Genomic DNA, 22,841 nt, shown 5'->3' on the forward strand with positions numbered 1-22,841 from the left:
GACCAAAATTCTTTCCAGCAACTCACCATGCGGTGGAAGCTCGTATCCGGTATTAGACGTCGTTTCCAACGCTTATCCCAGAGTCAAGGGCAGGTTACTCACGTGTTACTCACCCGTTCGCCACTAATCCACCCAGCAAGCTGGGCTTCATCGTTCGACTTGCATGTGTTAAGCACGCCGCCAGCGTTCGTCCTGAGCCAGGATCAAACTCTCCGTAAATGTTGAATTGCACGATCCGAAGACCGGCACATTTCGCGCACCATGCCACCGGAATAGGTGAACACGATGCAAGTTTGAAACTGACAGAACAAATCATTACTGACTTGCTTTGTTTTGTTTAAATGTTTTCCAAAGGAATCTCTTACAACATCAACCAACCGAAAAGGAAGGCATCAATTGCACGAGGTTTTTGGCATTTGACATTGTGCACGCTGTTGAGTTCTCAAGGATCGGATGCTCCTGCCTTTGGCCATCACGACCGCCCTGCAGGGCAACTTCTCTAACTTACCACTTCTTCGGTTCTTGTCAAGTCGAACCAGGAGCTGATCTACGTGGACCGGAGTCCGCTCAATCCTCACCGCTTCGATGACCCGAGAGCTGGGAAGTTCCAACCTAGTCTTGAAGTGAGACGATCTCAAGTGTGAGTTTGACTCACGTGGAGATGCTCGGCTTTTGGCTGGGTATCAGTCCCACTTGAGGCCGGGAAGCTCTTCCGCTTCCCGCACCTTTGGGGTGACGAGTGATTACTTTACGCAGACCGCCAGGGGCTGGCAAATCCTCGCTGCATCCCGGGCGTGTCGCCCGGATCCACGCGCTTCAGTCCCGATCAGCGTCACCGATGCCGAGCACGGCCGCTGAGCCGGAACCGGCCGCGACGACCGTCGCGACGGCGAGCGGGCTTCCGCCCCAGGCGGTGAACGAGTACTCGTCTCCGGCGGAGTCGACCGACCAACTGCGCTCGCCCGTGGTCGCGTCGATGCCGACGAGCGTGTCGTCGAGCGTCAGCAGGAGGGTCCGGTCGCTGTATCCGACGAGGCTGCCCTCGGCGTCCCGCTCCTCGTATCGGATCTCACCGTCTCGAGCGCCGACGCCGGTGTATCCGCCGTCGCCGTCACCGTCACCGAGCATGATCGTGTCGCCCACGGTGTAGGCGCCGTCCCAGGTGCTCGTCAGTCCGCTGCGCCACTCGACCTCGCCGGATCGCGGGTCGAGGCGGCGGACCCGCTCCCCCGACTGGTCGGCGACGACCAACAGTCCGCTCGCGTCGAGCACCACCGGCAGTGCCCCGGTCGCCTTCCAGCGCTCGGCGCCGGTGCGGTCGTCCACCCCGCGGATCGTGGTGTCGTTGCCGGAGTAGTCGATCGCGACGAGATCGCCGCCCACCTGCTGGTAGTACCAGGAGAGGTCGCCCTGCCAGTCGATGGTCGATCCGTCGTCGAGCGAGTAGACCGCACCGTCGTAGAAGAGCTTGTCGCCCGCGGTGGTCGCCCGCTCGCCGGCGTCACCACTGACCTCCCAGACCGGGTCGGTCAGGTCCGTCGACCGATAGCGGCCGACCGTCCCGGTGCCGTCGGCCGTGGTCGACGAGATGAGCAGGTCACCCTCGAGACCCGGGACGAACGCTGCCGGCGCGGCGAAGTCGGCGAAGCCGATCCCCTCGACACTCGAGTGCTCTTGCGAGGTGGAGACGACGTGCCCGTCGCGACGGCTCACGGAGACCATGAGGTCCCCCTGACTCAGCACGATCGCGGCCGCATCCGGTGGGGAGACGACCACCGGTGCGTCGAACCGGTCGAACTCCGGCGAGAGCTCGGTGACGCGACGGTCCCAGAGCGTGTGGCCGTTCGCCGTGTTCACCAGGGAGACCACCGTCTCGCCCGGAGCGTCGTCGAGCGTCGTCTGATCCAGTGGCCGGTCGGTCGACCACACGAGCAGCGCGGTGTTGGGGCTCGCGGTGTACCCGTTCAGGTAGAGCTCGTCGCCCGCGGGCACCTCGTCGTCCAGCGGATGCGCGAGTTCCCAGGTTCCGACGGTCGGCTTCGTCGGGAGGTCGCGGAGGAGCGCGAGCCCCTCGACGCGGTGGGGAACGGCCGCGACCACGATGAGCACGACCGCGACGATCGCAGCGACCACGGCGAGTGCGAGTCCGCCGAGGAGGAACCATCGTCGGCGCGAGGGGGTCCGCTTGACCGTGGTGGGCAACGAATCAGGGTGCCAGAGGGCTCGGGGCGCGGTCGCGCTCGGTTCCCCCAGCGCCTCCCCCGCCGCGGTTGCCGAGGCCGGTTCGGCCGCAGCGGGTGTCGCCGCAACCGGAGTCGACGCCGGGGCCGGGGCCGGGTTGGTGGACTCAGCATCTGGAACCGGTGTCGGCACGGCGATCGCCGGGATCGACGTCGCGGTACCGGGGGGCGTGGGCTCAGTGGTGTCGACGTCCGGCGACGGCAGCCGATCGGCTTCACCCGCGGGCGCATCGGTCTCGACGTGGGGTGCATCGGTCTCGACGTGGGGTGCATCGGTCTCGACGAGGTCGCCGTCGTCGGCCGTCATGGGCCGGTCGTCCGCGGACTCCGACTCGGGCTCGTCCATCGATTCGTCCGCCGGCTCCCGCTCGGCCGCCGCCTCGGCCTCGGCCGGTGTCTCCACCGTCGACAGCTCGCCCGTGCGCAGCGGCAGCATGGCCCCACAACTCGGGCACACACCGTCGCGACGGTCGACGATCTCGGTCCCGCACGCCTCGCAGAGCTGCACTCGGAGCATCCCCTTCAGGTTCGATGACGACGACGATGCCGTCGCCGGCGGATCAGGCGGGCACTCCGTCGAGGAACAGCCCGGCGAGGGTGCGCTTGCCGCGGCGCAGCACGGCCACCCCGCCCGTGAGGAACCGGTCGTCCAGGGTCGCGTCGACGTCGTCGATCTTGCGGTTGTTCACCGAGACGCCTCCCTGGGCGACCGCGCGTCGAGCCTCACCGAGGCTCGAGCACAGCTCCGTGTCGACGAGTGCCTGGATGACGAGGGTCTCCGCCGTCACCCGCGCGTTCGGCAACTCCGTGACCGCCGACCGCAGCGTGTCCGCGTCGAGAGCGTCCAGATCGCCCTGACCGAAGAGCGCGGCCGACGCGGCGATGGCCGCATCCGTCGCGGCGACTCCGTGGACGAGCGCGGTGACGGCGTAGGCGAGGGTCTTCTGCGCCTCCCGCTTGAACGGTTCCGACTCGGTCGCGGCCGCCAGTCGCTCGATCTCCACCCGATCGAGGAACGTGAACACCTTCAGCCGGGCGATGACGTCCGCATCGTCGGTGTTGACCCAGAACTGGTAGAACGCGTACGGGCTCGTCATGCTCGGGTCGAGCCAGACCGCGTTGCCTTCGCTCTTCCCGAACTTCGTGCCGTCCGAGTTCGTGATCAGCGGGGTCCCGATCGCGTGGACGGTGGCCCGCTCGACCCGGTGGATGAGGTCGGTGCCGCTCGTGAGGTTGCCCCACTGGTCGCTCCCGCCGGTCTGCAGGACGCAGCCGTACTCGCGGTACAGCTCGAGGTAGTCCATCCCCTGGAGGATCTGGTAACTGAATTCGGTGTAGCTGATCCCCGCCTCCGAGTTGAGGCGGGCACTGACCGCGTCCTTCTTCAGCATCGTGCCGACGCGGTAGTGCTTGCCGATCTCCCGCAGGAAGTCGATCGCCGAGAGCGGTGCGGTCCAATCGAGGTTGTTGACCATGCGCGCGGCGTTGTCGCCCTCGAAGCTGAGGAAGCGTTCGATCTGCGCGCGGAGGGACTGCACCCACTCGGCGACGGTGTCCGGCGTGTTCAGTGTGCGCTCGGCGGTCGGTCGTGGGTCGCCGATGAGGCCGGTCGAACCGCCGACGAGCCCGAGCGGGCGGTGTCCGGCCAGCTGCAGCCGACGCATGACGAGCAGCTGGACCAGATTGCCCAGGTGGAGGCTCGCAGCCGTCGGGTCGAACCCGCAGTAGTAGGTGATCGGCGCTCCACCGAGCAGACGCTTCAGCTCCTGCTGATCCGTCGACACATGGACGAGCCCGCGCCAGACGAGTTCGTCCCAGACGTCCTCGAAGGTCGGATCGTTGCGCTGGTCAGGAAGAGCGAGGTTCGACACGCTTGCAAGGCTATCAGCGCAGGATCGGCGGCTGGATCGGGTGCATCGGCACCGGCGCGATCGCGGCGATCGTGATGTGCAGGAATTCCTCTCATTCGTCGGAGTTGTGGAAATACCTACACGTTGCGACTAGGGTGATTCAGCCGAGCCACCGCCGGGAGGAGAGCCGTGTACGTGCTGACCGTCGATCAGATCGCGAGCCGGACCGGCCCTGATCGCGCCGCCGATGTGATCGACTCGATCAACGACCGGTTCGCGGACCGCCTGCTCCTCCAGGCCGAACGCACGGCGGGGGACGAGTTCCAGCTCGCCACCGAAGACGCCGAGATCGCGCTCGCCATCGCCTTCGACCTCCTCCGGGATCGCGGCTGGAGCGTGGGCATCGGACAAGGCGACGTCCGACGTCCGCTCCCCGATTCCACCCGAGCCGCGACCGGTCAGGCCTTCTACGCTGCGAGAGAGGCCGTCACTCGGGCCAAACGGGCGCCCTTCCGGTTCGCGCTCGAGGCGGCCGACCAGCAGGGCGGCGCCGATGTCGAAGCGCTCATCGTGCTCCTCCTCCACCTCCGCGATCGGAGAACCGACGGCGGATGGGAGGTCGCCGACCTGCTCGCGGCCGGCGCGACCCAGTCCGAGGCCGCAGCACGACTCGGCATCACCGAGAGTTCGGTCAGTCGCCGGGTCGCGGCCGCCGGAGTCCGAGCCGAAGCCGCGGCGACCACCGCGCTCATCCGCCTCCTGGCGAAGCTCGACCAGGACGCCTCCGTGCACCACCCCGACGACCGAAAGGACGAGCGATGAACCTCGTCACGCTCACGCCCATCACCTGGCCGACCGTCATCGGCCTCCTCGGAAGCGCGCTCGTCTTCCTCCTGCTGGCCCGGATGCTGAGCGCGCGTCTCGCGGATCGTCTCATGGTCGTGGCGGCGGCCATCATGGTGGTCGGGGCCATCCTGATCGCGCTCGTCCCCTCGGTCCCGCCGACCGGTCCTGCACTCGTGCTCCTCGGCGTCTTCGTCCTGGCCGTCGCGGTCGCCGGCGGTGGTCCGGTCGCCTCCTTCGTCCTCACCCTCGCGACGAAGGGCAGCGTCGCCCCCGGAATCCACGGCGGCATCCTCGTGGAGCGCCGGAACCCGAGCGCCTCGCAGGTCGTCGGACGTCCGATCGAAGTGCTGCGCGGCGGGACCGCCATCGGGATCCTCGAACGGCTCGCCCTCGTCGCCGCGTCGTTCTCCGGCTATCCGGAGGCGATCGCGGTCATCGTCGCGGTGAAGGGTGTCGGACGCCTCACCGAACTCGACTCGGCCGAGGCGCGCGAGCGGTTCATCATCGGCTCGCTCGCCAGCCTCCTCTGGGCTGCCGGGGTGGCGTCGATCCTGCTGCTCGCGCGAGGCTGAGTCGGCGGATCAGTCCACGGCCCTGGGCGAGCGGCGGTAGGGCGAGACGGTCGTCTCCCCCGGCAGCACGAACCGCCACGGGTAGGCGGCTCCCCCACCGACCCCGCTGACGCCCGTCCGCGGACCGGCCGCAGAGGCGAGCGGGCGCTCGGGCAAGCGCAGATCGAAGGGCGGCTCGGCGAGGTCGTCACCCGACTGGTCGAGCGCGATCCCGAGCGCCACGGTGAGCCGCGCCGGTCCTCTGGCCAGGTCGCGATCCGGCACCCGTTCACCGCGTCGCAGCCGCGCGAGCTCCAGGCCCGCGACGACCTCGCCGGCACGCAGGAGGACGGCCGACGCCGTGCCGACGGGTGAGCACACGACGTTGACGCAGACGTGCATGCCGTAGCTGAAGTACGCGTACAGATGCCCGGGCGGACCGAACATCGGACTCGTGCGCGGCGTCGGACCACGGTGCGCGTGGGATCCGGGATCCTCGCCGACCCCGAGATAGGCCTCGACCTCGGTGAGGCGGACCGACACGGTGCCCTCCGGTGTCGTGTGGGACAGCACCGCTCCGAGCAGCGCGGGCGCGACCTCGAGGGCCGGTCCCGAGGTCACCGCCCGCAGCGGACCGGCCGTCGTCATCGGACCCCGCCCCGTCTAGAGCGAGAGGGCCTGCGACAGCGCGCCCACCCGCCCGACGAGCGTCACGAGCTGGTCCTGGACCCGCTCCGGCGCAGTCCCACCGGCGCCGAGTCGGCTACCGATCGAGCCGTCGACGGTCAGGACGCTCCGCACGGCCGGCGTGAGATGTTCCGAGACACCCGCCAGTGCCGCGTCGTCGGGTTCGTCGAGTGCCAGCCCGCGCTCCTCGCAGTACCGCACGAGCTCGCCGCTGATCTCGTGCGCGTCGCGGAAGGCCACACCCTGCTTGACGAGCCACTCGGCGACGTCCGTCGCGAGGGAGAACCCCTCAGGTGCGAGCTCGCGCAGCCGTGCCGTGTCGAAGCGGAGCGTCGCCACCATCCCGGTGAACGCCGGCAGCAACACCTCGAGCTGGTTCACGGAGTCGAACACCGGCTCCTTGTCCTCCTGCAGGTCGCGGTTGTACGCGAGCGGCAGCGCCTTCAGCGTCGCCAACAACCCGGTCAGGTTCCCGATGAGTCGCCCGGACTTGCCGCGGGCGAGTTCGGCGATGTCGGGGTTCTTCTTCTGCGGCATGATGCTCGAGCCGGTCGAGTAGGCGTCGTCGAGGGTCACGAACCCGAACTCGCGGGTGTTCCAGACGATGATCTCCTCGGCGAACCGGGACAGGTTGATCCCGATGAGCGAGGTGATGAACGCGAACTCGGCGACCACGTCGCGGCTGGCGGTGGCGTCGATCGAGTTCTCCGTCGGCCGGTCGAGCCCGAGCTCGTGAGCGACGAGCACCGGGTCGAGCCCGAGGGAGCTCCCGGCGAGCGCTCCGGAACCGTAGGGCGACGCGCTCGCCCGGGCGAGCCAGTCGCGGAGCCGTTCCAGGTCGCGGGTGAGCGGCCAGGCGTGCGCGAGCAGCTGGTGGGCGAGCAGCACCGGTTGGGCGTGCTGCAGGTGCGTGCGGCCGGGCATGACCGCGTCCGGGTGTGCTTCGGCCTGGGAGACGATCGCGTCGATCAGGTGGATGACGTCGCGGGCGATCACCCGTCCGTGATCGATGAGGTAGAGACGCACGAGCGTGGCGATCTGGTCGTTCCGGCTCCGACCGGCACGCAGCTTCCCACCGAGTTCCTTGCCGGCCCGTTCGACGAGCCCGCGTTCCAGCGCTGAGTGGACGTCCTCATCGCTGTCGGCCGCGACGAACGTCCCGTCGGCCACATCGGCGTCCAGGACGTCGAGGGCTGCGAGCATCCCACCGAGCTCGTCCTCGTCGAGGTACCCCGCCGACGCGAGCGCTTTGGCGTGGGCACGGGAGCCCGCGATGTCGTATGCGGCGAGGACCCAGTCGAACTGCGTGGACTTGCTCAGACGGGCGAGTTCCGGTGACGGGCCGCTCGCGAAGCGTCCGCCCCAGAGGGCCCCGGATTCGCCTGCTCGATTCTGCTGATCTGCCACGATGGGCCTCCTCTACTGCTGGCGTCCGGAGCACTCCGGACTGGTCGGTCGGCCGCAGCCGGGGAAGGGTCAGGCCGCAGAGCCGGCGTGCTGCTGCTCGAGCAGCCACACGAGCAGGGCCTTCTGCGCGTGGAGGCGGTTCTCCGCCTCGTCCCAGATGATGCTCTGTGCCCCGTCGATGACCTCGGCCTCGACCTCGAAGCCGCGGTCGGCGGGCAGGCAGTGCATGAAGACGGCGTCGGACGCTGCGAGCCCCATGAGCCTGCGGTCGACCCGGTAGCCGCCGAAGATGGCCACGCGTTGCGCCTTCTCGTCCTCCTTGCCCATCGAGACCCAGGTGTCGGTGATCATCACGTCGGCATCCGCCGCCGCCGTGTCGGGGTCGGTGGTCACGAGCACGGAGCCGCCCGTCGTCGCGGCGATGCGCTCCGCGTCGGCGACGACGTCCGCTGCCGGGGCGAACTCGGCCGGGGCGGCGATACGGACGTGCATCCCCGCCGTCGCGCCGGCCAACAGGTAGGAGTGGGCCATGTTGCTCGCTCCGTCGCCGAAGAACGACATCGTCAGACCGGCGAGCTCGCCCTTGTGTTCGCGGATCGTGAGGAGGTCGGCGAGGAGCTGGCACGGGTGGAAGTCGTCGGACAGCGCGTTGACGACGGGCACGGTCGTCCCGGCCGAGATCTCCTCGAGACCGGACTGGGCGTAGGTCCGCCAGACGATCGCCGCGACCTGACGTTCGAGGACGCGAGCGGTGTCGGCGGCCGTCTCCTTGCCGCCGAGCTGGCTGTTGGCCGTCGAGATGATGAGCGGTGATCCGCCGAGGTCGGCGATCCCCACGGCGAAGGAGACGCGCGTCCGCGTCGAGGACTTGTCGAAGATGACCGCGACGGTCTGCGGGCCTTCGAGCGGCTTGCGAGACCAGCGGTCGCGCTTCAGTTCGGTGGCGAGGTCGAGGATCTCGGCCTGCTCGGCCGGGCTGAGGTCGTCGTCGCGGAGGAAGTGACGGGTCATGGCTGGTGGTCCTGTTCGTGTGGGTCGATGGCCGGTCAGGCCTGGACGGCGTCGAGCGCCGCGCGGAAGAGGGAGGTGAACTCGTCGATCTCTGCGTCGCCGATGATGAGCGGCGGCGCGATCCGGATGCTCGTGGCATTCGGGGCGTTGATGATGAGCCCACGGTCGAACGCAGCAGCAGACAGCTCGGCCGCCACCGGGGCGCTCAAGCCGATGCCGATGAGCAGCCCGTGTCCGCGGACCTCCTCGACGAGCGGGGAACCGATGGCGGTGATGACGGCCCGCAACTGGTCACCGCGCGCGGCGGCGTTCTGCACGAGACCGGCGCGCTCGATCTCCTCGAGCACCGCGTTCGCCGTCGCGGTGGCGAGCGGGTTGCCGCCGAAGGTGCTGCCGTGCTGGCCGGGTCCGAACAGCCCGGAGGCGGCGCCGAAGGTGACGAGGGCGCCGATCGGCATGCCACCGCCGATCCCCTTGGCGACGGTGATCGCGTCCGGGACGATGCCGTCCCGCTGGAACGCGAACCACTCCCCCGTCCGACCTGCCCCGGTCTGGATCTCGTCGATGATGAGCAGCACGCCGTGCGCCTCGGTGAGTGCCCTGGCACGGGCGAGGTAGCCCTCCGGCAGGTCGATGACGCCGGCTTCGCCCTTGATCGGTTCGAGGATCAGCGCGGCGACCCGGTCGTCGATCGCCGCCTCGAGTGCCTCGATCGTGGTCGGGATGTGCTCGACGCCGCCCGGGAGCGGGTGGAACCCCTCCTGCAGGGCGGGCTTGCCGGTCAGTGCCAGCGCGCCGAAGGTCCGCCCGTGGAAGGAGTTCTCCAGGGTGAGCACCCGGGTCCGCGATCCGTCGCCGTGGTTGAGTCGGGCGAGCTTGAACGCCGCCTCGTTCGCCTCGGCACCGGAGTTCGCGAAGTACACCCGACCGCCCTCGTCCGCTCCGGCGAGACGCTTGAGTCGGGCCGCGAGCTCGAGCTGCGGCGGACTCGAGAAGTAGTTGGAGACGTGCGCCAGCGTGCCCGCCTGGCGCGTGATCGCGCCGACGAACGCCGGATGCGCATGTCCCAGTGCGTTCACCGCGATGCCCGCGAGGAAGTCGAGGTAGCGGTTGCCCTCGGCGTCCCAGACGTGGCATCCCTCACCGCGCGTCAGCATGGCGATCGGCGTGTTGAACGTGCGCATCATGTCGCGGTCGACGCGGCTCTTCCAGTCGCTCATGAGTCCTCCGGGACGACCTCGGTGCCTGAGCCGTTCTGGGTGAACACCTCGAGCAGGATTGAGTGGGGTACGCGGCCGTCGATGATGGCAGCCTTGGCGACCCCGCCGTCGACGGCGTCGAGGCAGGCGGTCATCTTCGGGATCATGCCCGATTCGAGCGAGGGCAGCATGGCTCGGAGCTCACTCGTCGTGATCTGCGAGACGAGCGAGTCGCGGTTGGGCCAGTCGCTGTACAGCCCGGCGACATCGGTCAGGATGACGAGCTTGGCGGCACCGAGTGCGACGGCGAGCGCCGCGGCGGCCGCATCGGCGTTCACGTTGAGCGTCTGTCCGGGCTGGTCCAGGTCGGGGGCGATCGAGGAGACCACCGGGATGTTGCCGGCGTCGAGGTAGGCCTGCACCGAGGTCGGGTCGACGCTGACGACGTCGCCGACGAGCCCGATGTCCACGGTCTCGCCGTCCACGACGATCGAGCGACGACGCCCACCGAACAGGCCCGCGTCCTCGCCGGACAGTCCTGCGGCGAGCGGGCCGTGTTCGTTGATCCGCCCCACGAGCTCGGGGTTGACCTGACCCGTGAGGACCATCCGGACGACCTCCATGGCCTCGGGCGTCGTGACCCGGTACCCGCCGCGGAACTCGCTGTGGATGTCGAGCCGGTCGAGCATCGCGGAGATCTGCGGGCCACCACCGTGCACGACGACGGGCTTCAGCCCCGCGTAGCGCAGGTAGACCATGTCCTCGGCGAACGCCTGCGCGAGTTCGTCGCTCACCATCGCGTTGCCACCGAACTTCACGACGATCGTCTGGTCGCGGAAGGTCTTCAACCAGGGAAGGGACTCGATGAGGGTGGCGGCCTTGATCGCCGCCTCCTCGGGAGAGTTGTCTCGGTACTGGGTCATCATCAGCTCGCGTAGGCGCTGTTCTCGTGCACGTAGTCGTGCGTGAGGTCGTTCGTCCAGATGGTGGCACCCGTGTCGCCGGCATGGAGGTCGATGAGCACGTGCACGGCGCGCGGTGAGAGGTCGACGAGGTCGCGCGACTGATCCGGCTCGCCGGCCGTGCACACCTGGACGCCGTTCATGGCCACGTCGATCCCGTACGGGTCGAACTCTGCGCCCGTGGTCCCGACGGCCGCGAGCACCCGGCCCCAGTTCGGGTCGTTGCCGAAGATGGCCGCCTTGAAGAGGTTGCTGCGGGAGACCGCGCGGGCGACCTCGACCGCGTCGTCCTCGGACACCGCGCCGACGACCTCGATCGCGACGTCGTGGGCCGCGCCCTCGGCATCGGCCTGCAACTGCAGGGTGAGGTCGCGACAGACCTCCGTCAGCGCCTCGGTGAAGGCGGACAGCTCCGGGGTGACGCCGCTCGACCCGGAGGCGAGGAGCGACACCGTGTCGTTCGTGGACATGCAGCCGTCGGAGTCGAGGCGGTCGAAGGTGACGCGGGTCGCGCTGCGGAGCGCCTGATCGAGCTGGGCCGGCTCGAGCACGGCGTCGGTCGTGATGACGACGAGCATCGTCGCGAGCCCGGGGGCGAGCATGCCCGCGCCCTTCGCCATGCCACCGACGGTCCATCCGTCCGCGCTCCGCACGGCCTGTTTCGGCTTCGTGTCGGTCGTCATGATGGCGGTCGCCGCGGCGAGCCCGGCCGCTTCGCTCGCACCGTCCTGGCCGGCGACCGCGCGGGTGGCGTCCCACACGCCTGCGGTCAGCTTGTCGAGGTCGAGCTGTTCGCCGATGAGCCCCGTGGAGCAGACGAGGACGTCGCCGGCCGAGACCGCGAGTCGCTCGGCGACGGCCTCCGCGGTCGCGTGCGTCGTCTGGAAACCGCGCGTCCCCGTGTAGCAGTTCGCGCCGCCGGAGTTCAGGACGATCGCCGAGACGATGCCGTCCTGCATCACCTGCTCGCTCCAGAGGATCGGGTTGGCCTTGCACCGGTTGCTCGTGAACACCGTCGCCGCGTGCTGCAGCGGACCGACGTTGTGGACCACCGCGAGGTCGAGGCCCCCGGAGGTCTTGAGGCCGCAGGCGACGCCCGCCGCGAGGAATCCTGCTGCTGCTGTCACACTCACGGTGCCACTCCATTCACACTCAAGCCGGTCGTCTCGGGGAGCCCGAGCGCGATGTTCGCCGATTGGATCGCCGCGCCGGCGGTCCCCTTCACGAGGTTGTCGACGGCGGTCACGACGACGACCCGTCCCACCGTCTCGTCGACGGCGAGTCCGATCAACGCGGTGTTGGCGCCGAGGACGTCGGCCGTCCGTGGGAACGAGCCCTCCGGCAGCACCTGGACGAACGGTTCGTCGGCGTAGGCCGTCTCCCAGGCTTCGCGGACGGCTGCCGCAGTGGTGCCCGGGACGATGCGTGCCGTCGAGGTGGCCAGGATGCCGCGCGACATCGGGACGATGACCGGGGTGAACGAGATGGAGGCGCGATCGGCACCGGCCGCCCGGAGGCTCTGCGTGATCTCGGGGATGTGCCGGTGGGTACCGCCGACGGCGTAGGGGTTGGCCGTGCCGAGCACCTCGCTCGCGAGCAGGTTGACCTTCAGGCTCTTCCCCGCACCGGACGGCCCGACGGCGAGCACGGAGACGAGGTCGAGCGGCTCGATCACCCCCGCGGCGATGCCGGGCGCGAGGGACAGGGCGACCGTGCTGGCGTTGCATCCGGGAGCGGCGATCCGCTTGGCGCCGACGAGAGCGTCGCGCCCCCGACCGGTGGACGTCTGAAGCTCCGGCACGCCGTAGGCCCAGGCGCCGAAGTAGTCGCCGCCGTAGAACGCGTCCCAGTCGGCTTCGTCGACGAGCCGGTGGTCGGCTCCGCAGTCGACGACGAGGGTCTCCGGTGGAAGGGATGCCGTGACCTCACCCGACTTGCCGTGCGGCAGGGCGAGGAAGACGACGTCGTGTCCCGCGAGCACCTCCGGCGTCGTCGCCTCGAGGACGAGATGCCGGAGGGAGCGGAGGTGTGGCTGGTGATCGACGAGCGGTTGACCGGCGTTCGCGTGCGCGGTCACCGTCCTGACGTCGAAGTCGGGGTGGTCGGCGAGCAGCCGAAGCAGCTCGCCTCCTGCGTAGCCGGATGCTCCGGCCACCGCTACAGAGAAGGACATGGCTCTACCTTATTGAGTGGACGCTCGAGGGGCGGAGGCGGCGACGCCTGGACGACGGCACGATCACCTGGACCGTGCGAGCACCGGGGTCGCCTATCGTCGCTCTGCGGTAGCGCGTGCGGACACGGGACGGCGGAGGGCGCGGAGCGTGATCGCCCGCGAAGAACCCTGTGCCTGGAAACGTGCCATGTCGAGAGCGTACTACGACGACGAGGATGCCGACGAATCCGCGCCCGGCGCAGCCCGCTCCGCGATGAGCGCCGCCTGCACCCGCGACCGTGCGTCGAGCTTCACGAGGATCCGGGACACGTGCGTCCGGGCCGTCGCCTCGGACAGCCCCAGCACGGTCGCGATCCCCGCGTTGCTCAGGCCCTCGCGCAGTCGCTCGAGGACCTCACGCTCCCGCGGTGTCAGCGTGGCCAGACCGGGGTGCTCCGGAGCCGGTGCCGTCGCGACCGGAGTTCTGGCCGCGGCGAGACGTTCGAGGACTCGGCGGGTCACCTCCGGCGCGAGCACCGCCTCGCCCGCATGCACTCGTCGGATCGCATCGACGAGACCGGCAGCGGAGACCGTCTTCACCAGGAAGGCGTTCGCCCCCGCCGCCAGCGCCTCGTCGACGTACCGGTCGAGGGCGAAGGTGGTGAGCATGATGATGCTCGGCGGCGGGGTGACGGCGGCGAGGATGGCCGGTATCGCGTCGATCCCGGAGGCACGCGGCATCTGGACGTCGAGCAGCACGACGTCCGGTCGGTGTCGCACGGCTTGCGCGACGACGGCCTCACCGTCCGCCGCCTCGGCGATGACCTGGATGTCGTCCGGCTCGTCGAGCAGCGCCCCCAGACCCGCTCTGACGGCCGCGTGGTCGTCCGCGATGAGGACGGTGATGGTCATGACGCCCCTCCTGCAAGGGCGACCGAGGCGGTGGAGGGCGACGCTAGGGTCGGCACGGTGAGCGCCGTCCGCCAGTCGGGACCGTCCGGCCCCGCGACGAGGTCGCCTCCGACCAGACGTGCCCGCTCGGCCAGGCCGACGAGGCCGACCCCACCGGACCCGGCGAGCACCGAAGACGTGGCCGCCGTCGGCATCGGGTTGCTGAGCGTGACGGACAGGGCGCCGGGTGGAAGCGAGACCTCGACCCGCACGGCTGCTCCCGGTGCGTGCTTCGCAGTGTTCGTCAGGCCTTCGACGAGCGTGCGGAGCCCGACGATCGACGTCTGCGCGGGGACTTCGGCGAGCGCCGCGTCCTCCGGTGCCCGGACCTCCACCTCCAGCCCGTTGGCACGCGCGACCTCGACTGCGCGGCGGACCGACTCGGCCGTGAGTCGGTCCGGAGCCTGGGTCAGGTCGTCGGCCGACTGGTCACCGCGGAGCACGTCGATCATCGTGCGCATGTCGGCGAGCGCGTCGAGACTGCTGGTCCGGACGAGTGCGAGGCTGCGCCGGAGCGCCACCGGGTCGGTGCCGTCGCGTCGTTCCAGGGCCGCCGCCGACTGCATCGCGATCGCCGAGAGGTGACCGGCGATGACGTCGTGCAGCTCCCGGCTGAGCTCGAGCCGTTCACGGGTCACGGCGTCCTGCCGGAGCGCAGCCGCTGCCTGGGCGATCGTGTCCGCGCGCTCGCGCTGGCGTTCGGCCTCGAGGCGGGGGTACCGGACCATCCTGCCGTACCAGATCGAACTCGCCAGGATGACCGGGACGATGATGAGCGAGCCGAGGACCACTCCGCGACCGAGACGGGTGACGGCCTCGACGTCGTCGGTGAACCAGATCACCGCGAAGACACCGACCGACACGACGGCGAGCGCGGTGCAGGCGAACGCGGCGACGTCGATGACCCGGGACCGCGAGTAGAGCGCCGCCGCGTAGGCGAGGTCGGACACGACGATGAGCATCCCGAGGCCGCTGCCTCCGGTGGTGAGCGCCTCGGCGAGGGCGATCAGGATGCCGACGGCCAGCGTGGTCAACGGGCGTCGGCGGCGGAGCAGGTGCACCGCCAGGATGGCCGTGAGGAAGACGAGGGTCAGGAGGAGCGGCGGTTCCGACACGGTCGTCCCCCAGGGGACATGGATCCCGAGGAGGGCGAACAGGAGTCCCATGGCTGCGCACACCGAGGTGATGACCGGCTCCCGGTGTCGATCCACCCATGCGCGCGGTCCTTCGAGAGCAGCCATGCCTCCATCACATCAGCTCGAGCCGCGCGCCGCGAGCGTCGGAGGGACGAACCCGCGTACGCAGTTCCGCTGACCCCGTCGCCGGAGGATCAGCAGCACGGTCGATGTGGCACGGCATCATCCCGCGACACCATCGGAACATGGACAGCTTCACTGAACTCTTCGGCACGAGCCCGCTCATCTGGGCCATCCTCGGCGCGGAGGCCGCGTTCTGGATCCTCCTCTTCGGCGGGCTCGCGGCCCGCTACCTCCTCCGGCGGCGCCGGCTCAGCGCGATCATGTTGATCGGTGTACCGGTCGTGGACCTCGTCCTCCTCGTCCTGACCGCGATCGACCTCGCGTCCGGTGAGGAGCCGAACGTCACGCACCTCCTCGCGACCCTCTACCTGGGCTTCACGGTGGCGTTCGGGCACACGCTCATCACGAAGGCGGACGTCTGGTTCGCACACCGGTTCGCGGGCGGTCCAGCACCGCGGCCCAAGCCGAAGTCCGGTCCCGCGCACATCCGTGCCGCCTGGTCGGAGTGGCGTCGGGTGGTCCTCGCCGTCGTGATCGCGATCACCGGGCTCCTCGCGATGCAGGCCATGATCGGCTGGAGGGTCCCCGCGTCCTTCGCCCTCGCGAACGAGGACGTCATCTGGGGCATGATCATCAAGCTCGTCGCGATCACGGCCATCTGGTTCGTCGCAGGCCCGGTGTACGCCGCCGTCTTCCGGAGCTCCGCGCCCGCGCCTGACACCACGGAACGGGTTTCACATGCAGCCGAGTCATCTCAGGGGCGCCCCTAACGGCGTTCTATCTCATATCTGAGATAGAGTGACGACATGGAAGACACGGCAACGTTTGAACGAACGGACCCTGCGGCACCGCTCCGGCAGGTCGGAGCACTCATCCGCGGCGCCCGACAGGGACGCAAACTCACCCAGGCCCAGCTGGCGGAACGCGTCGGCACGAGCCAGAGCGCGATCAACCGGATCGAGCAGGGTAGTCAGAACATCAGCATCGACCTCCTGAGCCGGATCAGCACCGCGCTCGAGAGCGAGATCGTCAGTTTCGGCGAACAGAAGAAGAACTCGCACCTCCGTGTCCAGGGCGGCCGACAGCTGCACGGGACGATCGCGGTGCGTTCGAGCAAGAACGCCTCGGTCGCGCTCCTGTGCGCCGCACTCATGAACCGCGGCCGCACCACGCTGCACGGCATCGCCCGGATCGTCGAGGTCGACCGCATCATCGACGTCCTGCGCAGCCTGGGCGTCTCGGTGGTCTGGTCGCCCGACGGCCAGGACGTCGAGATCCACGTCCCGGACGACCTCTCGCTCGAGAGCATCGACGAGGACGCCGGTCGCCGGACCCGCAGTGTGCTGATGTTCCTCGGTCCGCTGCTCGGCCGCTACGACACCTTCGCCCTCCCCTACGCCGGTGGTTGCGACCTCGGGACCCGCACCGTCGAACCGCACCTCATCGCGCTCCGGCCGTTCGGCCTGTCCATCGAGGCGACCGCCGGCTGGTACCAGGCCACCGTCGCCCCCGACGTGCCCGAGGAGCTGAGCGTCGTGCTCACCGAGCGGGGCGACACCGTGACCGAGAACGCCATCATGGCCGCCGCGGTGCGCGACGGCGTGACGATCATCCGCAACGCCAGCCCGAACTACATGGTGCAGGACCTGTGCTTCTACCTGGAGCTCCTCGGCATCACCATCGAGGGCATCGGGAGCACGACGCTCCGGATCACCGGCCGCAGCGTCATCAACGAGGACGTGGACTACTGGCCGAGTGAGGACCCGGTGGAGGCGATGAGTCTGCTCACCGCGGGGATCGTCACCGACTCGGAGATCACCGTCACTCGCGTGCCGATCGAGTTCATGGAGATCGAGCTCGCGACGCTCGGCGAGATGGGACTGCGCTACACCCGCTCCCCCGAGTACGCGGCGGCGAACGGTCGGACCCGACTCGTCGACGTCACCGTGCACCCCTCGAAGCTGCACGCCCCGATCGACAAGATCCACCCCATGCCGTTCCCAGGGCTGAACATCGACAACCTCCCGTTCTTCGCGGTCATCGCGGCCTGCGCCGAGGGCGACACGCTCATCCACGACTGGGTGTACGAGGGCAGGGCGATCCACCTCACCGACCTGACGCGGCTCGGCGCCAACGTCCGTCTGCGCGACCCGCACCGCATCGACGTCTCCGGGCCGACGCACTGGTCCGGCGCCGAGGTGAGCTGCCCTCCCGCGCTGCGACCGGCCGTCGTCATCCTGCTCGCCATGCTCGCCGCGAAGGGTACGAGCGTGCTCCGCAACGTCGACATCATCGCTCGCGGGTATGAGCAGCTGCAGGAGCGGCTCATCACTCTGGGTGCGTCGATCGAGACCTTCCGCGACTGAGTTCGTCCCGCCAGACGGACGCGGCCCCGCAGATCGTCGATCCGCGGGGCCGCTGTCGTCCGGTACGACCGGCTCAGTCCCGGATGCTCGCGCCGAAACGCTCGGCCGCCACTGCCGCGCCGGCGAGCTTCGCGTCGCTCGCCTCCGCCGCGGTGAGCGTGCGGTCCGGAGCCCGGAACCGCAGGGCGAAGGTCAGGCTCTTGCCGCCCTCGGGGACACCCGAGCCGCGGTAGTCGTCGACGAGGCGGATGTGCTCGAGCAGCGAACCGGCGCCGACGCGGACGGCGTCGAGGACCTCACCCGCTGCGACCGTCGCGGGGACGAGCAGCGAGAGGTCCTGCGTCGCCGCAGGCAGGGTGCCGATGCCGACGGCCTCGGGCAGTGCGTCGCCGAGCGCGATGATGCGATCCAGGTCGAGTTCCGCGACCGCCACGACGCGCGGCAGGTTCGCCTCCTCGGCGACGGCCGGGTGCACCTCCCCCGCATACCCCACCAGGACGTCGCCGACGTGCAAGGCCGCGGTCCGTCCGGGGTGCAGTGCCTGGTGGCTGCCCTGCGAGACGGTGATGTCGACGCCGGTCGCCACCGCGACGGCCTGGACGGCCTCGAGCGCGTCGGCGATACCGGCCGCGACGGCGGGCTGGCCCGGCTGCTTCGGGACGGCGTTGCCGACCGCGAGGAAGCCGAGATGACGCGGCTGAGCCGGGACACCCGCCTCGAGCTCCTCGAGCTGGGCCTCGCTCGGACGGACCGCCGCCTGCGGGAGTTCGGCCTGGCCGAACGCACCGTGACGGGACGGACGGAACACCGCGCCGACCTCGAAGATCGAGAGGTCGGTCAGACCACGCGAGACGTTCCGGTGGGCCACCGCGAGGAGACCGGGCAGGATCGACGCGCGGAGGAAGGGGGCCTTCGCGTCGAGCGGGTTCGCGAGCTTCACGGCCGGGAACTCACCTGGTTGCGGTGCGCCGAACCGCGCGTTCTCCTCGGCGGAGACGAACGGGTAGGCCAACACCTCGGTGGCGCCGCCGTAGGCGAGCGCATCGGAGACCCCGCGGCGCAGCCGCTGCGAGCGAGAGAGCCCGCGTCCCGGAGGCGCGACGGGGAGCAGCGACGGGATGCGGTCGTAGCCGAGGATCCGCGCCACCTCCTCGGCGAGGTCCTCCTTGCCGGTGATGTCGTGGCGCCAGCTCGGTGGCGTCACGAGCAGGCCGCCGTCGGTCGTCTCGACGGCCGCGCCGATCTCAGCGAGCGCGGATCGCGTCTCGTCGGCTCCGAACGTGACGCCGATGAGGCCGTTGATGTAGTCGTCGGGGAGCAGGATCGGCTCGCGATCCGTCGCCGCGGTGACGGTGGAGCCGAGGTCGTCCGTCCGGCCACCCGCCAGGTCGACCAGCAGCTGCGCGACGCGACCGGCGGCCGCGACGGCGATCCGAGGATCGACACCACGCTCGAACCGCTTGGACGCCTCGCTCGGCAGCTTGTGACGACGCGCGCTCCGCGCGATGGACACCTGGTCGAAGTTCGCGGCCTCGATGAGGACGTTGCGCGTGTCATCGGTGATCTCGGTGTCGAGGCCACCCATCACGCCGGCGAGCCCGATCGGGCCCGAGTCGTCGGTGATCAGCAGATCCTCGTCGTGGAGCTTGCGCTCCTGGCCGTCGAGCGTGACGAAGGTCTCGCCGGACCGCGCGCGCCGGACGACGATGCCGCCCGTGAGCTTGTCGAGGTCGTACCCGTGGATCGGCTGCCCGAGCTCGAGCATGACGTAGTTCGTGATGTCCACGACGAGCGACAGCGAGCGGATGCCCGCGAGCTTCAACCGGGCCACCATCCACGGCGGGGTGGGCTTCGTCGGGTCGACGTCACGCACGACGCGCGTGACGAAGACGCTCGACCCGACGCGACCGCGGATCGGCGCTGCATCCTCGATCGTGACGGGGAAGCCGTCGAGTGGGCCGGTGAACGCCTCGGGGACGCTCCCGGCCGGGTCGCGGAAGGCCGCACCGGTCGCGTGGGAGTACTCGCGTGCGACCCCTCGGATCGAGAACGCGTAGCCGCGATCGGGCGTCACGTTGAGCTCGACTGCAGCGTCGTCCAGACCGAGCAGGCTGATCGCGTCGGTGCCGACAGGCGCCTCGACCCCGATCGTCGAGAGGCGCAGGATCCCGTCGTGGTCCTCACCGAGACCGAGCTCGCGAGCCGAGGCGATCATGCCGTCGGACACGTGGCCGTAGGTCTTGCGAGCGGCGATCGGGAACGGACCGGGCAGGACGGCGCCGGGCAGGGTGACGACCACCTGGTCGCCGACGAAGAAGTTGCCGGCGCCGCAGACGATGCCGCGCACGGCCCCCTCGGCGTCACCCTCGGCGACGCGGACCTGGCACCAGCGGATGGTCTTGCCGTTGGACTGCGGCTCCTCGACGAACTCGAGGACCTCGCCGACCACGATGGGACCCGTCAGCTCGAAGCGGTGGACGTCCTCCTCCTCGAGTCCGACGCGCACGAGCGCAGCGTGAACGTCTTCAGGGGTGGTCCCCGGGGCGAGTTCGACGAACTCCCCGAGCCAGCTCAATGGAACACGCACGACTACACCACCATCCCGAACTGCTGGGAGAAGCGGACGTCGCCCTCCACCATCTCTCGCATGTCCTGCACGCCGTCGCGCAGCATCAGACCGCGCTCGACACCCATCCCGAAGGCGAAGCCCGAGTAGACCTCGGGGTCGATACCGGCCGACCGGAGCACGTTCGGGTTGATCATGCCGCACCCACCCCACTCGATCCAACGCGGTCCGTCCTTGAAGGTCGGGTGCCAGAAGTCGAGCTCGGCGCTCGGCTCGGTGAAGGGGAAGTAGCTGGGACGCAGGCGGACCTTCGCGTCGTCGCCGAAGACGCTCTTCACGAAGTGGTCGAGCGTTCCGCGCAGGTGCGCCATCGTCAGGCCCTTGTCGACGGCGAGACCCTCGAACTGCATGAAGACGGGCGTGTGGGTCGCGTCGAGCTCGTCGGTGCGGTACACGCGCCCGGGGGCGAGCACGTACACGGGGAGCTCGCGCTCGAGCAGCGAGCGCACCTGGACCGGCGAGGTGTGCGTCCGCAGGACGAGGTGCGACTCCAGCGGCTCCACGAAGAAGGTGTCCTGCATCGCACGGGCCGGGTGGTCGGCGTCGAAGTTCAGGGCGTCGAAGTTGAACCACTCGCTCTCGACCTCGGGGCCCTCGGCGATCTCCCACCCCATGCCGACGAAGATGTCGGACACGCGGTCCTGGAGGAGCGTGAGCGGGTGCCGGGCACCGGGCACGCGACGCAGCGGAACGGCGGTGACGTCGATCGCCTCGGCGGCGAGGCGTGCCTCCGTCTCGGCGGCGACGATCTCGCCCTCGCGCTCGCTCAACGCCTTCGAGACGCGCCCGCGAGCCTGACCGACCAGCTTGCCGAGCGCGGCCTTCTGGTCGTTCGGCACGCTGCGGAGCGATCCGTTGAGGGCGGCGAGCGGTGACGCTTCGCCGGCGTGGGCTGATCGGACCGCTTTCAGGGCGGCCGAGTCGGTGGCTGCGGCGATCGCTTCGAGAGCGGCGTCGACCGCGGCGTTCACCGCTGGTTCGGAGATTGGGGATGCGTCGGACACGAGAGCCAAGTCTACCCAGGCGGTCGGCCCGCATGGGCGACCGTCCTCGTCCCGACGGCGACCGGTCGACCGGTCGCCGTCGGGACGACGTCAGATGCTCGCGCCGGACGACTGGTTCCCCGCCTGGATGCCGAGGATCTTCGTCGTCGTGTCCTCGGTCACGGCCTGTTCCTTCGGCGTCCGCGGCGACCGTCGGGTGCGCACCTCGACGATCTTCGCCACGCCCGACAGGATCAGGCAGAGCACGATGTAGATCGAACCCATCACGATGATCGAGGGGATGATCGGGCTGCCGTAGAGCGCCTGCGACCCGAACTGCTTCGCGAGGTAGAGGAGCTCCTGGTAGGTGATCAGGAAGCCGAGCGCGGTGTCCTTGAGCGCGACGACGAGCTGGGCGATGATCACCGGCAGCATCGCACGGATCGCCTGCGGGAACAGGATGAGGCGCAGGACCGCGGACTTGCGCAGGCCGATGGCGTAGGCGGCCTCGCCCTGTCCCTTCGGAAGGGACTCGATGCCCGCTCGGAAGATCTCGGAGAACACCGCGCCGTTGTACAGCGTCAGCGCGACGGCGACGGCGACGAACGGCGTCACGAAGGTGAAGCCGAGGGGCGGCAGCCCGTAGTACATGAGCATCATCAGGATGAGGACCGGGACCGCCCGGAAGAACTCGATGAAGATCGTGAAGGGGACGTTGATGACCTTGTGGTCGGACAGTCGGCCGATCGCCAGCACCAGCCCGAGGACGACGCTGCAGACGGCGGCGACCGCGAACGCGGACAGGGTCGCGCCCGTCGCCTGGAGGATCTGCTCCCAGACGCGCGGGAAGGTGAAGAGCTTCCACTTCGAGGCGGTGAACTGTCCGGTCTCGATGAAGCGGAAGACGACGAAGGCGAGGATGCCGGCGACGACGAGCACCGTCGCCGCACCGATCCAGCGATAGCGGACGATGGCCTTCGGGCCGGGGGTGTCGAACAGGACGGAGCTCATCGCGCGATCCTCCACTTCTTCTCGAAGGCCCGTTGGGCGAGGGACAGGAGCGACACGAGGGCCACGAAGATGAGGGCCACCCACAGCAGTCCGATGAGGAGCGGCTCGCCGCGCTCGGACAGGTTCGCGCGGATCGCGCCCGCTTCGGCGACGGAGAAGCCGGCGGCGACCGTCGTGTTCTTGAGCAGGGCGATCAGCACGCTGAACAGCGGTGGCAGGACGGCACGGAACGCCTGCGGCAGGATGACGAGCGTCATGGTCTGTCCGAACGGCAGCCCGATCGCGCGTGCGGCCTCGGCCTGCCCGATCGGCACCGTGTTGACGCCGGACCGCAGGACCTCCGCGACGTAGGTCGCGGTGTAGAGGCTCAGCCCGATGATCGCGAGCGTCGTGTAGCTCACTTCGGGGAGCCCGAGCTTCGGGTAGCCGAACGCGAAGAAGAAGAGGATGAGGGTCAGCGGGGTGTTGCGCACCGTGTTGACGTACACGGTGCCGAAGAGGCGCATCGCCGGGACCGGCGAGACCCGCATGGCACCGACGATGGTGCCGAGGACGAGCGCGAAGAACCCCGACACCACGAAGAGCAGCAGGGTGTTGCGGAAGCCCGTGACGAAGAGGTCGAGGTTGTCGAGCAGGACGTTCATGTCGCGCACGCCTTTCGGGAGGGGGACGCCCGTGGCGGGCGCCTGGGCGGAGTCGACGGGACAGCTCCCCCGGACGGCCGCTGGTCGGCGGCCGCC

19 protein-coding genes and 1 rRNA gene are annotated in these 22,841 nt (G+C 69.5%); 4 read left to right on the forward strand and 16 right to left on the reverse strand.

The genetic code is table 11. From position 1 onward, the window contains the following. From A4X17_RS04085 to tyrS, 3 genes are all read right to left on the reverse strand, one after another. Positions 1-219, reverse strand: a 16S ribosomal RNA gene (locus A4X17_RS04085); the annotation flags it as partial. Positions 220-816: 597 nt separating this feature from the next. Beyond that, on the reverse strand, positions 817-2,757 hold the full coding sequence (locus A4X17_RS04090; RefSeq protein WP_064294406.1) for a PQQ-binding-like beta-propeller repeat protein: 1,941 nt from the start codon (positions 2,755-2,757) through the stop codon (positions 817-819). Between the two features lie 43 nt (positions 2,758-2,800). Next, positions 2,801-4,111: a tyrosine--tRNA ligase gene (gene tyrS, locus A4X17_RS04095; protein ID WP_064294407.1), complete on the reverse strand. Its 1,311-nt coding sequence runs from the start codon at positions 4,109-4,111 to the stop codon at positions 2,801-2,803. 168 nt (positions 4,112-4,279) lie between these two features. Here tyrS and A4X17_RS04100 point away from each other — a divergent pair, with 168 nt between their 5' ends. Beyond that, on the forward strand, positions 4,280-4,912 hold the full coding sequence (locus A4X17_RS04100) for a hypothetical protein (protein WP_064294408.1): 633 nt from the start codon (positions 4,280-4,282) through the stop codon (positions 4,910-4,912). Then, positions 4,909-5,508 carry a hypothetical protein gene (locus A4X17_RS04105; RefSeq protein ID WP_064294409.1) on the forward strand — a complete coding sequence of 200 codons (600 nt, stop codon included), beginning with the start codon at positions 4,909-4,911 and terminating at the stop codon, positions 5,506-5,508. Before A4X17_RS04100 ends, A4X17_RS04105 begins: the two co-directional genes overlap by 4 nt. A 9-nt stretch (positions 5,509-5,517) precedes the next feature. On the opposite strand, the gene A4X17_RS04110 is transcribed toward A4X17_RS04105, so the two are convergent. The 9 genes from A4X17_RS04110 to A4X17_RS04150 form a co-directional block, all read right to left on the reverse strand. Next, positions 5,518-6,135, reverse strand: a complete 618-nt coding sequence (locus tag A4X17_RS04110) for a DNA-3-methyladenine glycosylase (RefSeq protein ID WP_064294410.1) — start codon at positions 6,133-6,135, stop codon at positions 5,518-5,520. Between the two features lie 15 nt (positions 6,136-6,150). Continuing rightward, positions 6,151-7,581 (reverse strand): argininosuccinate lyase, encoded by a 1,431-nt coding sequence (argH, locus tag A4X17_RS04115; protein ID WP_064294411.1) that lies wholly within the window; start codon positions 7,579-7,581, stop codon positions 6,151-6,153. A gap of 69 nt (positions 7,582-7,650) precedes the next feature. Next, positions 7,651-8,592, reverse strand: coding sequence for an ornithine carbamoyltransferase (argF, locus tag A4X17_RS04120; protein ID WP_064294412.1), 942 nt, complete (start codon positions 8,590-8,592; stop codon positions 7,651-7,653). A 35-nt stretch (positions 8,593-8,627) separates the two neighbouring features. Further along, a complete protein-coding gene (locus A4X17_RS04125; protein WP_064294413.1) occupies positions 8,628-9,812 on the reverse strand; it encodes an acetylornithine transaminase in 1,185 nt (394 codons plus the stop codon). Beyond that, positions 9,809-10,714 carry an acetylglutamate kinase gene (gene argB / locus A4X17_RS04130; protein ID WP_064294509.1) on the reverse strand — a complete coding sequence of 302 codons (906 nt, stop codon included), beginning with the start codon at positions 10,712-10,714 and terminating at the stop codon, positions 9,809-9,811. The genes A4X17_RS04125 and argB overlap by 4 nt, the downstream gene beginning before the upstream one ends. Positions 10,715-10,716: 2 nt before the next feature. Next, on the reverse strand, positions 10,717-11,886 hold the full coding sequence (gene argJ / locus A4X17_RS04135) for a bifunctional glutamate N-acetyltransferase/amino-acid acetyltransferase ArgJ (protein WP_064294414.1): 1,170 nt from the start codon (positions 11,884-11,886) through the stop codon (positions 10,717-10,719). Continuing rightward, positions 11,883-12,926: an N-acetyl-gamma-glutamyl-phosphate reductase gene (argC, locus tag A4X17_RS04140; protein ID WP_064294415.1), complete on the reverse strand. Its 1,044-nt coding sequence runs from the start codon at positions 12,924-12,926 to the stop codon at positions 11,883-11,885. The genes argJ and argC overlap by 4 nt, the downstream gene beginning before the upstream one ends. Before the next feature lie 201 nt (positions 12,927-13,127). After that, positions 13,128-13,817 carry a response regulator transcription factor gene (locus tag A4X17_RS04145; RefSeq protein WP_064294416.1) on the reverse strand — a complete coding sequence of 230 codons (690 nt, stop codon included), beginning with the start codon at positions 13,815-13,817 and terminating at the stop codon, positions 13,128-13,130. Next, positions 13,814-15,097 (reverse strand): sensor histidine kinase, encoded by a 1,284-nt coding sequence (locus A4X17_RS04150; protein ID WP_139205491.1) that lies wholly within the window; start codon positions 15,095-15,097, stop codon positions 13,814-13,816. Before A4X17_RS04150 ends, A4X17_RS04145 begins: the two co-directional genes overlap by 4 nt. Before the next feature lie 140 nt (positions 15,098-15,237). Here A4X17_RS04150 and A4X17_RS04155 point away from each other — a divergent pair, with 140 nt between their 5' ends. After that, positions 15,238-15,885 carry a hypothetical protein gene (locus tag A4X17_RS04155; RefSeq protein ID WP_064294510.1) on the forward strand — a complete coding sequence of 216 codons (648 nt, stop codon included), beginning with the start codon at positions 15,238-15,240 and terminating at the stop codon, positions 15,883-15,885. Positions 15,886-15,921: 36 nt separating this feature from the next. Continuing rightward, positions 15,922-17,481 carry a UDP-N-acetylglucosamine 1-carboxyvinyltransferase gene (locus A4X17_RS04160; protein WP_064294418.1) on the forward strand — a complete coding sequence of 520 codons (1,560 nt, stop codon included), beginning with the start codon at positions 15,922-15,924 and terminating at the stop codon, positions 17,479-17,481. A gap of 73 nt (positions 17,482-17,554) precedes the next feature. Here the strand turns inward: A4X17_RS04160 and pheT are convergent, their stop codons facing one another. The 4 genes from pheT to A4X17_RS04180 form a co-directional block, all read right to left on the reverse strand. After that, positions 17,555-20,068, reverse strand: coding sequence for a phenylalanine--tRNA ligase subunit beta (gene pheT / locus A4X17_RS04165; protein WP_064294419.1), 2,514 nt, complete (start codon positions 20,066-20,068; stop codon positions 17,555-17,557). Positions 20,069-20,070: 2 nt separating this feature from the next. Beyond that, positions 20,071-21,111, reverse strand: coding sequence for a phenylalanine--tRNA ligase subunit alpha (gene pheS / locus A4X17_RS04170; protein WP_064294511.1), 1,041 nt, complete (start codon positions 21,109-21,111; stop codon positions 20,071-20,073). 90 nt (positions 21,112-21,201) lie between these two features. After that, positions 21,202-22,101 carry an amino acid ABC transporter permease gene (locus A4X17_RS04175; RefSeq protein ID WP_064294512.1) on the reverse strand — a complete coding sequence of 300 codons (900 nt, stop codon included), beginning with the start codon at positions 22,099-22,101 and terminating at the stop codon, positions 21,202-21,204. Beyond that, positions 22,098-22,745 carry an amino acid ABC transporter permease gene (locus tag A4X17_RS04180; RefSeq protein WP_056013357.1) on the reverse strand — a complete coding sequence of 216 codons (648 nt, stop codon included), beginning with the start codon at positions 22,743-22,745 and terminating at the stop codon, positions 22,098-22,100. Before A4X17_RS04180 ends, A4X17_RS04175 begins: the two co-directional genes overlap by 4 nt. Positions 22,746-22,841: the final 96 nt, after the last annotated feature.

The organism is Plantibacter sp. H53, from assembly GCF_001650455.1.
GTDB classification, from domain to species: Bacteria; Actinomycetota; Actinomycetes; order Actinomycetales; family Microbacteriaceae; genus Plantibacter; species Plantibacter flavus_A.